The organism is Hoeflea sp. Naph1 (genome assembly GCF_046837775.1).
Lineage (GTDB): Bacteria > Pseudomonadota > Alphaproteobacteria > Rhizobiales > Rhizobiaceae > Hoeflea.
The window spans coordinates 2,401,163-2,415,079 of record NZ_CP177286.1; the positions used below are offsets into that span (position 1 = coordinate 2,401,163).

Sequence of the window (13,917 nt, forward strand, 5' to 3'; positions counted from 1 at the left end):
GGGCGTCCGGCCCTTTGACGGTCCGGGCGCCAGCACAGCATGACCAGTCGCCGTTGGCTCTTTGCGGCTCGGTTACAACTTTGATCGCACCACGAAGTGGTTAGTTGCCTTCAAGTGCCTGATGGGCGCTGGCGACGACGCGTTCGAGGAATTCTTTTTCCCGCTCCGCCAGCCGTGCTTCTTCCTCACCGATGTAGTCGCGGGTGATCGGCACGGCGTCGCGCTCGCGGCCAAGCTGCATCTGAACGACATTGCTGGTGCCTTGAAGAAAGGCGCATTCGCACATCGACAGATAGATTTCCCACATCCGGCAGAACCGTTCGTCCATGGCTGCAATCGCCGCCTCGCGATTGGCCAGGAAACGCTCCCGCCAATGCCTGAGCGTATAGCCGTAATGGCACCGCCAGATCTCGCAATCGAGCATCCACAGGCCGGTGTGCTCGATCGCTGCAACCGCTTCTGAAAGCGACGGCGCATAGCCGCCGGGGAAGATATGCTTGCGCAGGAAAGGGCCGGTGATACCGGGCGGTGACATGCCGGATATTGAATGGATCAATGCCACGCCGTTGTCCGCCAGACGATCGCGCACGGTCAGGAAGTAGGGCTGTAGAAAGTGCGCGCCGACATGTTCGAGCATGCCGACCGATACAATACGGTCGAATTTGCCTTCGACCTCGCGGTAATCAATCAGCTCGAACTTCACCCGGTCGCTGACCCCGAGGATTTCCGCGCGGCGGCGGGCAACTGCCAATTGCCGTTCCGACAGGGTGACGCCGACCACTTCGATATCCGCCGCATGCGCCAGGTAAAGCCCCAGGCCGCCCCATCCGCAGCCGATGTCGAGAAGCCGCTGGCCATTGCCAAGCCTGAGTTTGGCGGCAAGGTGCCGCTTTTTCAGTGTCTGTGCTTCTTCCAGCGTCTTCGAGCCGTCAGGAAAGTAGGCGCAGGAATATTGCATGTCGCGGTCGAGGAACAGCTTGTAGATGTCCTCGCCGATATCATAGTGCGCCTGAACATTGGCGCGTGCCCTAGTGAGCGCATTGTTTTGTTGAAACCGCCGCAGTTTGCGCGACACGCTGCGCCAGAAAATCTGGTTCGGCGAGCGGTCAAAACGCGTCTTGTTGGCAAAAATCAACAGCATCAGGTCGTGGATGGAGCCGCTCTCCATCACAAGTTCGCCGTCCATGAACGCTTCGGCCGCATTCAGTTCGGGGTTGATGGCAATCTGCAGCGGCGTGGAGGCCTTTGTGAAGCGGATCGCCGCTTCCGGGCCTGGTGCTGTGCCCCCGAATGAATGGGTAACGCCTTTGGCGTCGGTCAACGTCAGTCGGCCATTCTTGATGACCTTGTCGAGCATGCTGTAAAGCGAAAGCATGGCGCCTCCGATCTGATTATGAGAGCGTACTTCAAACGGCAAATTCCGCACAGCGCGCCCTAACGCTTTGAAATATTACGTATCGGCTCATAAGAATAGATTTATAGTCAACATGCAATAGGGCAGAGCCGCACTAGGTTTTAACTGTACGCAAAACCGGTTCGGAGCCCAGCATGGCTGGTCAACAGTGCAGCCAACTAATCATGCAGGGTTGGAATGATCTAGTCCGCGAATCGGGTCCGGCCGCCGCGGCCCATGCGAATCTGGCCGCTTGTCAGCATTGCCAGCGCCTTGGGATAAATCCGATGTTCGGCTTCCAGCACCCGCGCGGCAAGGGTTTCGGGCGTATCATCGGCTTCCACCCGCACTGCTTCCTGCTCGATAATGGGGCCTTCATCCATGGCTTCGGTGACGAAATGGACGGTGCAGCCATGTACCCGGCAGCCGGCTGCCAGCGCCCGCTCATGGGTGGCTAGTCCCGCGAAGGCGGGAAGCAGTGATGGGTGAATGTTGATCATTCGCCCCGAATAGGTGTTGACGAAATCGCCCGATAACAGGCGCATATAGCCTGCCAGCGCCACGAATTTCGCGCCTGAATCGTCGATGGCGGCAATGATTGCCGCTTCATGTGCGGCCTTGGAATCATAGTCTGCGCGCGGAACAGCCAGCGCCTTGATGCCGAATTCGCGGGCGTGGTCGAGGCCCTTGGCGTCCGCCCTGTCGGAAATCACCGCCACGATGCGCGCCGGATAATCCTTGTGCAGCGATGCGGCGATCAGCGCGCCCATGTTGGATCCGCGACCCGAGATCAGGATCGCGACCGGCTGTTTGAGTTTTTGGCTCACAGCGCCAGGCTTCCCTGATAGATAACTCCGGCTTCTCCGTCGCTGCGCTCTGCCAGCCGTCCAAGTCGGATGACGCTTTCGCCCTGCGCTTCGAGTGCCTTGATCACAGTGTCACTGTCGGCTGCACTGACAACAGCCACCATGCCGACGCCGCAATTGAACGTGCGCAGCATCTCTTCCATGGCAACGCCGCCGGTTTGCGCCAGCCAGGAGAATACCGGCTGTGGCGAGATTGCTCCGAGGTCGATCTCGGCGGCAAGTCCCTGCGGCAGCACCCGCGGCAGGTTCTCCGGAAAGCCGCCTCCGGTGATATGTGCCAGCGCCTTGATTGCGCCGGTCTCGCGAATTGCCGCCAGCAGCGATTTTACATAGATCCGGGTCGGCTCCATCAATGCCGCGCCGAGACTGGTCGAGGGGGCAAACGGGGCTGGTGCATCATAGCCCAAGCAGCTGCGTTCAACGATCCGGCGTACCAGCGAAAAGCCGTTGGAGTGGACCCCTGATGACGCCAGCCCGAGCAGCACGTCGCCTGGCGCAATTTCGCCCGACGGCAACAGCCGGCCGCGCTCGGCAGCACCGACGGCAAAGCCCGCCAGATCGTAATCGCCTTCGCGGTACATGCCCGGCATCTCGGCGGTCTCGCCGCCAATAAGTGCGCATCCTGCCTGCAGGCAGCCTTGCGCTATTCCGCTGACAATCGCCGCGCCTTGAGCCGGATCGAGCTTGCCGGTGGCGAAATAATCAAGAAAAAACAGAGGTTCGGCACCCTGAACCACCAGATCGTTGACGCACATGGCGACAAGGTCAATGCCGACAGTGTCGTGCACACCGGATTCGATCGCCACCATCAGCTTGGTGCCGACGCCGTCATTGGCGGCCACCAGCACCGGGTCGGTAAAGCCTGCGGCTTTAAGATCGAACAATCCGCCGAAGCCGCCGATCTCGCCGTCCGCGCCGGGTCTGCGGGTGGACCGCACCAGGGGCTTGATGCGATTGACCAGTTCATTGCCGGCATCGATGTCAACACCTGCGTCGGCATAGGTCAGGCCGTTTTTCGGATCCGCCATCAGGTTTGTCGTCCTTGATTGCAAAGGGAGCTATGATAAGTGCGGGAAATGGCATTTTGCGGGCGTTTCCGCAAGTCGCAGCGTGCTGCGACCTAAGACAATCTGCTCAAAAAACGGGGACAACGGCCTGCAAGCGGTGCGCCATCCCTTGGATTGCCATACCGGGATCGCCATATCGGGCCCAGTCAGGAAAAGTAGCTGCATGACCCTGCCCAACTTCATCACCATCGCACGCTTCATCATGGTCCCTGTGATCATTCTCGCCATGATCAATGGCCAGATGGTGACAGCGTTCGTGCTTTTTCTGCTGGCCGGCGTGTCGGATGCGCTGGACGGCTTCGTCGCCCGGCGCTTCAACCAGAAATCGGAACTGGGAAGCTGGCTTGATCCGGCGGCCGACAAGTTCCTGCTGGTCAGCGTATTCGTCGTGCTGGGCTGGCTCGGGGTGCTGCCTGCCTGGCTGGTCATCCTGGTTGTGTTTCGCGACGGATTGATCGTTGCCGCAGTGGTTTTGTCGAGCCTGATGGAGAACCCGGTGACGATGCAGCCGTTGCTGGTCTCCAAGGCCAACACCACCGCCCAGATCATTCTGGTCGGCCTTGTGCTGGGCGATCTGGCCGGTCTGGCCGAGCTTGATGCGGTTCTTTACTGGGCGAACTATGCGGTCGCGGGCTTGACCATCGCTTCGGCGAGCGCCTATTTCGTTACCTGGCTCAAGCACATGACCGCTGAGCAGGAAGCGGGTTAAACTGCAGCGGCCGGCGTCAATCGGTAGCCAAGCGAGGTGAGCATGACAACCCAAATCGATCCGGCGGCGTTTCGGCGGCAAGTCTTCTTCTGGCTCCTGGCACTGGCGGTGTTCGTCGTCTTCCTGATGGTGTTCAGGTCGATCTTGCTGCCTTTCATCGCCGGCATGGCGCTGGCTTACTTTCTCGATCCGGTTGCCGACTGGTTCGAGCGCCATGGCCTGTCGCGGCTGATGGCGACGCTGATGATCCTGATCGCCTTCGTGACGCTGTTTGCGATTGCGCTGATCGTGCTGATTCCGGTTCTGGTGACCCAGGCCGCCGATCTGGGCGGGCGCATTCCTGGCTATATCACCGAGCTGCAGGCATTGCTGTCGTCGGATTCCGTCCTTGTTCCAGACTGGCTGAGCGGCCAGCTGGCGCAGATCAAGGACAGTTTCGCGGCGCTGCTTAAAGAGGGGGCGGGCTTTGTCGGCACGATTTTCCAGCAGATCTGGAATTCCGGCATGGCGCTGCTCGATATCGCAGCTCTGTTTGTGGTCACCCCGGTGGTGGCGTTCTATCTGCTGCTCGACTGGGACCGGATGGTTGAAAAAGTCGATAGCTGGGTGCCGCGCGACCAGGTCGACACGGTGCGCGATCTGGCGCGGCAGATCGACCGCGCAATTGCCGGTTTCGTGCGCGGGCAGGGCAGCGTTTGCGTGATCCTGGGTGTGATCTATGCTGTCGGCCTTTCCATCATCGGGCTCAATTTCGGCCTGTTGATCGGCCTGTTTGCCGGGGTGATCAGCTTCATTCCCTATGTTGGCTCGACCGTCGGGCTGGTGCTGGCGCTGGTGGTGGCGATCGTTCAGTTCTGGCCGGATTTTTTCATGATCGGTGCGGTGATCGCGGTTTTCGTTGTTGGCCAGTTCTTCGAGGGAAATATCCTGCAGCCGCGGCTGGTCGGCTCATCTGTCGGCCTGCATCCGGTCTGGCTGATGTTTGCACTGTTTGCCTTTGGCGCGCTGTTCGGCTTTGTCGGAATGATGATTGCAGTGCCTGCAGCGGCGTCGGTGGGTGTGCTGGTCCGCTTCGGGATCTCGCGCTATCTCGAAAGCGATCTCTATCACGGACGCCAGCGGCTGCTGCGCGAGCAACCCGGCGTGACTGACAACGAAGTGCCTGACTGATGTCCAGGCGGCCCCCGACACGGCAATTGCCGCTTCAGTTCAGCCACGACCCGGCCTCTGGCCGTGACGATTTGATCGTCTCCGACCGGTTGAGCGCTGCCGTGGCGATCGTTGACCGCTGGCCTGACTGGCCGTCCCCGGTGGTGATTGTCGCAGGTCCAACCGGATCGGGGAAATCGCATCTGGCGGGAATATGGGCCGAACGGGTTGGTGCCCGCAGCGTCGATATACGCAGCCCCGATGCTAGCGCGATTGAAACTGCGTCGAGGGGGCCCGTGCTGATCGAAGACATCGACCGCAACGGTTTTGATGAAACCGCGCTGTTTCATCTCATCAACGCGGTGCGCGAACATGGCACAGCCGTGCTGATCACCACGCGGCTGTGGCCTGCCGGCTGGAATGTCTCCTTGCCCGATCTTGCCTCGCGGCTGAAGGCGGCCACGGTGGTGGAGATCGGCGAGCCGGACGAGGAACTGCTGGCCCAGGTACTGGTCAAATTGTTCGCCGATCGCCAGGTCAAGGTCGACGACAAGCTGATCTTCTGGCTGGTCGCCCGGATGGAGCGCTCGCTGGCCGCCGCGCAACGGATTGTTACCCGGCTTGATCAGTTGGCACTGGCGCGCGGCTCCAGGATCACCCGCGCGCTTGCTGCCGAAGTGCTGGCCGAAATGGAAGCCGGCGCAGTTGACACCGAACTGTCATAGATCCTTCTTTGTTGTGCTATACAGGGTGCCTTCGGATTGAAGGTTGTGGAGCACGGAATGGATAATGTCGAAAGCACTGGCACGAGCGAATTGCGGGTTGATCCTGTTGCCGACCTGCCGCCGGGAACCGATTTGCTCACCAGCCCAGAACGCTTCGTCAACCGCGAGTTTTCTTGGCTGCAATTCAATCGCCGTGTGCTTGAAGAAACTCTCAACGTAAGCCATCCGCTGCTTGAACGGGTCCGCTTCCTGTCGATCTCGGCGGCCAATCTCGACGAGTTCTTCATGGTCCGTGTGGCCGGGCTGGAAGGTCAGGTTCGCCAAGGCATCTCCAATCGCTCGCCCGACGGCTTGTCGCCAAACGAACAGCTCGAGCGGATTCTTCGGGAGATCGACGGGTTACAGCTTGAGCAGCAGGCCTCGCTGGCCATCCTGCAACAGCATCTGGCTGCCGAGAAAATCCTTTTCATACGGCCATCAGGTCTGTCGCAAGGCGATATGGACTGGCTGGAGAACGAGTTCCTGCAGTCGATCTTTCCTGTGCTCACGCCGCTGTCGATCGACCCAGCGCATCCGTTCCCGTTCATTCCCAATTTGGGCTTTTCGATCTGTCTGCAACTGGCTTCGAAAGCCGCCAATGAGCCAATGACGGCGCTGATCCGCCTGCCGGTGGCACTGGACCGGTTCCTGCGTTTGCCCGATCTCGATGGCGCGATTCGTTACATTACGCTCGAAGACGTGGTCAGCCTGTTCATATCCTCGCTCTATCCCGGCTACGAGGTTCGCGGATCGGGCACATTCCGGATCATCCGCGATTCCGATATCGAGGTCGAGGAAGAGGCCGAAGATCTGGTGCGGCTGTTCGAAAGTGCGCTCAAGCGTCGCCGCCGTGGTTCGGTGATCCGCATCGAATTCGATTCCGAACTGCCGCAAAGCCTGCGCGATTTTGTGGCCCATGAGACCAATGTGCCGGAAGACCGCATTGCTGTATTGCCGGGGCTCTTGGCGCTCAACACGCTGTCGGAAATTACCAAGGCGCCGCGCGATGATCTCAAGTTCGAGCCTTACAATGCGCGATTTCCCGAACGTATTCGCGAGCATGCCGGAGATACCTTCGCGGCGATCCACGAAAAGGACCTGATCGTTCACCACCCGTATGAATCGTTTGATGCGGTCGTCCAGTTTCTGTTCCAGGCAGCGCGTGATCCCGATGTGCTGGCCATCAAGCAGACGCTCTACCGCACCTCCAACGACAGCCCGATTGTCCGCGCGTTGATCGATGCGGCCGATGCCGGCAAGTCGGTCACAGCCCTGGTGGAATTGAAGGCCCGGTTTGATGAGGAAGCCAACATCCGCTGGGCGCGCGACCTCGAACGCGCCGGCGTGCAGGTGGTGTTCGGATTTATCGAACTCAAGACCCACGCCAAGATGTCGCTGATCGTCCGGCGGGAGGAGGGGCGGCTGGTCTCCTACTGCCACCTCGGCACCGGCAACTACCACCCGGTCACGGCCAAGATTTACACCGACCTGTCTTATTTTACCTGCGATCCGGAGATTGCCCGCGACATTGCCCATGTATTCAATTTCATCACCGGCTACGGCGAACCCGAACACCTCAGCAAGCTTGCCGTCTCGCCGCTGAACCTGCGTACTCGCATTGTCGACAATATCGAAGCGGAGATCATGCACGCCAGGGCCGGGCGACCGGCGGCTGTCTGGATGAAAATGAATTCTCTGGTCGATCCCGAAATCATCGATGCGCTCTACCGCGCCAGCCAGGCCGGTGTCGAAATCGATCTGGTGGTGCGCGGCATCTGCTGCCTGCGGCCGCAGGTTCCAGGACTTTCCGAGCATATTCATGTCAAATCGATCGTCGGGCGTTTCCTTGAACACAGCCGGATCTACTGTTTTGGCAATGGCCATGGTCTGCCTTCAGCCGAAGGCCTGGTCTATATCGGCTCGGCCGATCTGATGCCGCGCAACCTTGACCGGCGGGTCGAAACCCTTGTGCCGATCGTCAACAAGACCGTGCATGAACAGGTGCTCTCGCAGATCATGCTCGGCAACATGATCGATAATCAGCAGAGCTACGAGATTCTGCCGGATGGGACATCGCGGAGGATCGAACCGGGCGTCGATGAGGAACCGTTTAACTCACAGCTTTATTTCATGACCAATCCGAGCCTGTCGGGCCGCGGTGAGGCCCTGAAGTCCAACGCCCCCAAGCTGATTGCCGATCGCCTGGCGCGGACAGCCCGCCCCAAATCCCCGCCCGCCTAGGCGGGATTTGCATGGGGTGGGAGGAGGCGTTGTCAGCGCCACCAGGAGTACGCCATGGCGTCTTGCCGGCGGCAGCCAGTGGCGGTTGCCGACCGCGGGTCTGCCTGACAACATCCCATTTGATAACCAAAGGCGGGTTTCGGCCCGGCCTGATCTCTAGTAAGAGGCTCTCAGATACACCGCACTCTGATCCGTTTCGCACCTGCGGGGCGGGCTCACTCTAACTGTGAAACGCCAATTATATGGTTGAATCAGAAGCGCAGGGCCGGTTGCCCGGTATTCATCCGGTGTCAGTGATCGACATCGGTTCAAACTCGGTGCGCCTGGTTATCTACGAAGGACTGGGCCGAGCGCCTTCGGTGCTGTTTAATGAAAAGGTGTTGTGCGGACTGGGCAAGGGGCTTGCCGCAACGGGCCGCATGGACGAAACCGCCATTTCCCGCGCGTTGGCGTCGCTGAAGCGGTTTCGCGCGCTCTCCGAACAGGCCCGCGCCTCGGAGTTGCACGTTCTGGCAACTGCGGCGGCTCGTGAAGCGGAAAACGGCGCCAGCTTTATCGAACAGGCCGAAGCCATCCTCGATTGCCGCATCCGGGTCCTGACCGGGGTCGAGGAAGCCGGTTTTTCCGCTCAGGGAATTATCTCGGGATATTACGATCCGGATGGTGTCGCCGGTGACCTCGGGGGCGGATCACTGGAACTGGTGGATGTCGATGATGACCGCCATTCGGGCGGGCAGACGCTGCCGCTGGGCGGTTTACGTCTCTCCGAACTGTCCGGCAACTCGGTCTCCAAGGCACGGTCGATCGCCCGGCCTTATCTCAAGAAGTCGCCGGTGCTCAAGGGCGGAGCCGGGCGCACCTTTTACGCTGTTGGCGGCACCTGGCGTAACATTGCCAAATTGCACATGGAGATCGGCAATTACCCGCTGCACATGATGCAGGCCTATGAAATCGATGCCGCACCGGCAATCGAGTTTTTGGGCGAGGTCGCCTCGATGAAGCAATCGCGGCTCGACGAGTTCAAGGGAATCTCCAAGAACCGGCGTGCGCTTCTGCCTTTTGGCGCGGTGGTGTTGCAGGAAACGCTGACAATCATGAAGGCGGCGCGAGTGAGTTTTTCCGCACTTGGCGTGCGCGAGGGCTATCTGCATTCCTTGCTTTCCAGTGACGAGGCAGCACGTGACCCGTTGCTCACTGCAGCCGGCGAACTGGCCATCCTGCGCGCCCGCTCTCCCGAACATGCCCGTGAACTGGCGGCCTGGACCGGTCGCATGTTTCCGGTTTTCGGTGTTGAGGAGAGCGAAGAGGATGCCCGCTATCGCCAGGCGGCGTGCTTGCTGGCCGACATTTCCTGGCGTGCGCACCCCGATTACCGCGGTCTGCAGGCTCTCAACATCATTGCCCATGGCACATTTACCGGCATCTCCCACGGTGGCCGTGTCTATATTGCACTGGCCAATTACTTCCGTTTTGAAGGCCTCAACGACGACGGCGTTTCTTCGCGGCTGGCGGCGATCGCCGGCTCGAAATATCTCAAATACGCCAAGCTGCTCGGCGGCATGTTGCGTGTCGTTTATCTGTTTTCCGCCTCGATGCCGGGTGTCGTGCCGCATCTGAAGTTCGAGGCGGCGGGACCGGCTGATGGCGACGCCGACATTGTGCTCTTGGTCCCGCGGGCGTTCGAGGCAATGATCGGCGAACGGCTCGAAGGGCGTCTGCAGCAACTGGCCAAGCTGACCGGCAAGAAGCTGAGTTTCCGCCTGGTTTGAACATGCCCGTGCGGCGTATCCGGTTCGGCCCTATCCTGGTCGGTGTGTGACGTCACATCGGCATAGAAGCGATAGTTCGCCTGAAATAGGCGACATCGTTGCAGTTGCAGTGTCACCGGGAGCTGGGATCGGTGTTTATTTGGAGTAGTAGCGATGAGTGCACAAAGCCGGCTCAAGAGCGTCCGCAAATTGTTGGACCACGCGCGCAAAATCCTCGAACTCGATATCGGTTTCCGGCTCTGGGATGGCACCACGGTTCCCGAGAACCTTGCCCTCGATGCCTTCGCGATTGCATTTGCCGATGAAGGCGTCTTCGCTTCCCTGATGCGTTCGCCCAATCCCGAAACCCTGCTCAACCTCTGGGTCTCCAAACGTATTGATCTCGTCAATGGTGACATGTTTGATCTGGTGGCGCGCCGTCCGAAGGTGCGCACCCGGTTGATCCGCAAGCAGTTGAGCAAGTATCTGGCGCTCAACACGGCGCGCAAATTCCTGTTCGTCGGCAAGGGCGGGCCCTGGCCGCTCAGCGATCAGCCCGATGAAAAACCCTCCGATGGCAACCGCGAGGAAAACCAGAAAAACATCCAGTATCATTACGATGTCTCCAATGCTTTCTATAAGCTCTTCCTCGATGAGCAGATGGTCTACACCTGCGGCTACTGCACCAAGTGGGACAACGGCATCGACCAGCTTCAACGCGATAAGCTCGACATGATCTGCCGCAAGCTGCGGCTCAAGCCCGGCGACCGGATGCTCGACATCGGTTTTGGCTGGGGTTCATTGGCGCTCCACGCCGCGGCCAATTATGGTGTCCATGTCACGGGCGTCACGCTGTCGCAGCGTCAGCTCGAATACGCCCAGGCCAAGGCCAGGCAACTGGCTCTGGAAGACAGTGTAACTTTCCTGCTCACCGATTATGCCGATGTCACGGGCCAGTTCGACAAGATTTCCTCGATCGGCATGCATGAAGCCATTGGCATCGACAATTACCCGACCTATTACGACACCGTCGCTCGGGTGCTTAAACCGGACGGGATCTATCTCCACCACGCCATCACCCGACCGGCCAAGAAGGACGCGAAGACCTTCCGCCGCAAGAACAAGGAATTCGCGCTGCTGACCAAATACATCTTTCCTGGCGGCGAACTCGATCACATAGGCAATACCATCACCATGCTGGAACAGCACGGCTTCGAGGTGCATGACGTGGAAAACTGGCGCGAGCATTATCAGCGCACCTGCAGGCTTTGGCACGACCGGTTGCTGGCAAATTACAACGCTGCTGTCGCCGAGGTTGGCGAGGTCAAGACCCGTCTCTGGCTGGTCTATCTCGGGGGCTGTTCGATTGCCTTTGAACGCAACACGGTGCGGCTATACCAGACCGTGGCTACCAAGGTGAGGCGGGGGGCAGCGGGCTTGCCGCCAACCCGCGCCGATCTTTACGACTGAGCCGAAGTTGAGGACGCGTGGTTGCTTAAAGCTCCAGCGCGTCGACCTTCTTGCCGGAAAAGCGCAGCGCCAGTTCGCCACGGATCAGCTTGAGCGCCTGCTCGCCGAACAATTCGCGCCGCCAGCCTTTCAGCGCCGCGACATCGGCGTCGTCGCCTGACGTTGCGATTGCCTCGAGATCATCGGCAGTGGCAATGATCTTGGCAGCCACATTTTCCTTCTCGACAGTCAGTTTGAGCAGCACCCGCAACAGTTCGACTGCAGCCTGGGCGCCTTCCGGTGCCTGCTTCTGGCGGGGCAGGCGTGGCATGTCTTCCTTGGGTGTTTGCAGCGCTTCATTGACGATTTCGAGCATCTTGCCGCCCTGCGCCGAGCGCTCCCAGCCGCGCGGGATGGTTCTCAGCCGCGACAACGCCTCGGCGTCCTGCGGTTGCTGCTGGGCGATCTCGTAGAGTGCGTCATCCTTCAATACCCGGCCGCGCGGCACATTGCGTGCCTTCGCCTCGTGCTCGCGCCAGGCAGCCAGATGCTGCAGCACGCACAGTTCCACCGGCTTTTTGACCCGCATCTTCAGCCGCTTCCAGGCATCAGCCGGGTCCAGCTCATAGGTCGCGCGCGATTCCAGCACCGCCATCTCGTCGGCCACCCAATGGCCGCGGCCTTCAGTCGCGAGCCGCCGTACCAGCTCGCTATAGACGTCGCGTAAATGGGTGACATCGGCCAGCGCATAGTCGAGTTGCTTGTCGGAAAGCGGCCGGCGGCTCCAGTCGGTAAAGCGTGACGACTTGTCGATATGCGCGCCACTGATCCGCGACACCAGCTGGTCATAGGAGATTGATTCGCCAAATCCGCAGACCATGGCAGCCACTTGGGTGTCGAAAATCGGGTGCGGCACGAGGTCGCCGAGCTTGACCACTATTTCAATGTCCTGCCGGGCGGCGTGGAACACCTTGACCACCGAGGCATCCGCCATCAGGTCAAAAAATGGTTTGAGATCAATACCCTTAGCCATAGGGTCGACGATCCCTTCGTCTTCGGGACCGGCCATCTGGATCAGGCACAGTTCGGGCCAATAGGTAGTCTCGCGCAGGAATTCAGTGTCGACGGTGACAAAGTCGTGGCTGGCGAGCCGGGCGCAAAAGGCGGCAAGCGCCTCGGTCGTAGTAATCATGTCCATATGTGGCGTTTATCCGGATTTTTCGGGTTTGTCTTGCCCTGACGGTTGATTGGTGGCGTCAGGTTTGAAATCGCTGTTGGCGGATTGTTCTGCCATTCGGGCGAACACCGGGGAGGTGCGCAGCAGCGCCGCGAAGCGGCTGCGGCTGGGCTCATCAGGCGCACCGCGGAGAATTCGCACGATGGTGTAGATGAGGAAGGCGCCGTGCATCGCGCCAACAAAGCTGAAAAATGCGACCGGCCCGAACCAGTCCACCATGACCGCCGCCAGCAGTGGCCCGACCGATGCGCCGATGGCCCAGAAGAACAATAGGCCGGAGGCGATCTGCACATACTCGCCCGCCTCGGCGCGGTCATTGGCATGGGCGCAGGACAGCGAAAACAGCGGCATCGTGAACGCGCCCCACAGAAAGATGCCAACAAGCGTCAACGTCACGTTGTCGCCGGCAAACCAGACCATGAACAGTCCCGCCAGCACCGATCCGGTGGTGGCCATCATCAACACCGAGCGGCGGCTGATGATGTCGGAGAGGTAGCCAAGCGGATATTGCAGCACGATGCCGCCGACAATACCGGCGCTCATGAACGAGGCGATGTCGCCGACATCAAGGCCCAGGCCCTCCGCATAAAGCGGCCCGACCGAGCGGAACGAGGCGTTGGTCAGGCCGACCGTGATGGCTCCGGCAGAGGCCAGCGGCGAGATCGCCCAGATCCGTTTCGGACTGAAGGAAAAGGGCGCAGGCGGCGCCGGATTGGAGCGGTCAGCCAAAGAGACCGGGACGATCGACAGGATCATCAGCATGGTCATCACCGCGAAGATCTCGAACCCGCCAATGCCGAACACCGGCAGCATATACTGTGACAGGGTCACCGCGCCGAGATCGACAAAGCGGTAGATCGACAATGTGCGGGCGCGGTTGGAGTTGGTGACCTGAGAGTTGATCCAGCTTTCGACATTGGCAAACAGCGACGAAAAGCAGATGCCGGTGATCAACCGCAGCACGAACCAGACATAGGGGTCGATGATCAGCACCATCGCCAGCGAGGCGCAGGCCGCAATTGCCGCCAGCGCCGCAAAAGCGCGGATGTGGCCCGTGGACCTCAAGAGCCACGGCGTCATCCAGCAGCCGATGATGAAGCCGAGATAGTAACCGGCTCCGGCCAGACCGATCACCGTCGGTGAAAACCCTTCCTCCAAACCGCGCAAGGAAATCAGCGTACCCTGCAGGCCATTGCCCGCCAGCAGCACGCCGGCGGTGGTCAAAAGCGGGATCAGGGGGCGGAGCGAGTGCATGGATGGCCGGGCTGGAAAAACGAATGGTTCAACCCCTATA

At 60.1% G+C, this 13,917-nt stretch carries 11 protein-coding genes; 6 read left to right on the top strand and 5 right to left on the bottom strand.

Translation table 11 applies throughout. From position 1 onward, the window contains the following. Positions 1–100: 100 nt before the first annotated feature. From ACK6D9_RS11375 to purM, 3 genes are all read right to left on the bottom strand, one after another. Positions 101–1,375, bottom strand: coding sequence for a class I SAM-dependent methyltransferase (locus ACK6D9_RS11375; RefSeq protein ID WP_412048611.1), 1,275 nt, complete (start codon positions 1,373–1,375; stop codon positions 101–103). Positions 1,376–1,596: 221 nt separating this feature from the next. Then, positions 1,597–2,220, bottom strand: a complete 624-nt coding sequence (purN, locus tag ACK6D9_RS11380) for a phosphoribosylglycinamide formyltransferase (protein WP_322988463.1) — start codon at positions 2,218–2,220, stop codon at positions 1,597–1,599. Beyond that, the gene (gene purM, locus ACK6D9_RS11385; RefSeq protein ID WP_412048612.1) at positions 2,217–3,287 is read right to left on the bottom strand and encodes a phosphoribosylformylglycinamidine cyclo-ligase; all 1,071 of its coding nucleotides are present in this window, start codon (positions 3,285–3,287) and stop codon (positions 2,217–2,219) included. The genes purN and purM overlap by 4 nt, the downstream gene beginning before the upstream one ends. A gap of 202 nt (positions 3,288–3,489) precedes the next feature. On the opposite strand from purM, the gene ACK6D9_RS11390 reads away from it, so the two are divergent. From ACK6D9_RS11390 to ACK6D9_RS11415, 6 genes are all read left to right on the top strand, one after another. Beyond that, positions 3,490–4,035 carry a CDP-alcohol phosphatidyltransferase family protein gene (locus ACK6D9_RS11390; RefSeq protein WP_412048613.1) on the top strand — a complete coding sequence of 182 codons (546 nt, stop codon included), beginning with the start codon at positions 3,490–3,492 and terminating at the stop codon, positions 4,033–4,035. Positions 4,036–4,077: 42 nt separating this feature from the next. Continuing rightward, complete coding sequence (locus tag ACK6D9_RS11395; protein WP_412048614.1) at positions 4,078–5,205, top strand: AI-2E family transporter; 1,128 nt, start codon at positions 4,078–4,080, stop codon at positions 5,203–5,205. Then, positions 5,205–5,909 (top strand): DnaA regulatory inactivator HdaA, encoded by a 705-nt coding sequence (gene hdaA, locus ACK6D9_RS11400; RefSeq protein ID WP_412048615.1) that lies wholly within the window; start codon positions 5,205–5,207, stop codon positions 5,907–5,909. The genes ACK6D9_RS11395 and hdaA overlap by 1 nt, the downstream gene beginning before the upstream one ends. A 57-nt stretch (positions 5,910–5,966) precedes the next feature. Further along, entirely contained in the window at positions 5,967–8,189 is a 2,223-nt protein-coding gene (locus ACK6D9_RS11405) for an RNA degradosome polyphosphate kinase (protein ID WP_412048616.1), read from the top strand. Positions 8,190–8,431: 242 nt separating this feature from the next. Continuing rightward, positions 8,432–9,958, top strand: coding sequence for a Ppx/GppA family phosphatase (locus tag ACK6D9_RS11410; RefSeq protein ID WP_412048617.1), 1,527 nt, complete (start codon positions 8,432–8,434; stop codon positions 9,956–9,958). A 153-nt stretch (positions 9,959–10,111) separates the two neighbouring features. Further along, entirely contained in the window at positions 10,112–11,407 is a 1,296-nt protein-coding gene (locus tag ACK6D9_RS11415; RefSeq protein WP_322988456.1) for a cyclopropane-fatty-acyl-phospholipid synthase family protein, read from the top strand. Positions 11,408–11,432: 25 nt separating this feature from the next. Here the strand turns inward: ACK6D9_RS11415 and rnd are convergent, their stop codons facing one another. Together rnd and ACK6D9_RS11425 are read right to left on the bottom strand one after the other, a co-directional pair. Continuing rightward, the gene (gene rnd, locus ACK6D9_RS11420; protein ID WP_322988467.1) at positions 11,433–12,578 is read right to left on the bottom strand and encodes a ribonuclease D; all 1,146 of its coding nucleotides are present in this window, start codon (positions 12,576–12,578) and stop codon (positions 11,433–11,435) included. A 15-nt stretch (positions 12,579–12,593) separates the two neighbouring features. Further along, positions 12,594–13,877: an MFS transporter gene (locus ACK6D9_RS11425; protein WP_412048618.1), complete on the bottom strand. Its 1,284-nt coding sequence runs from the start codon at positions 13,875–13,877 to the stop codon at positions 12,594–12,596. Positions 13,878–13,917 lie beyond the last annotated feature (40 nt).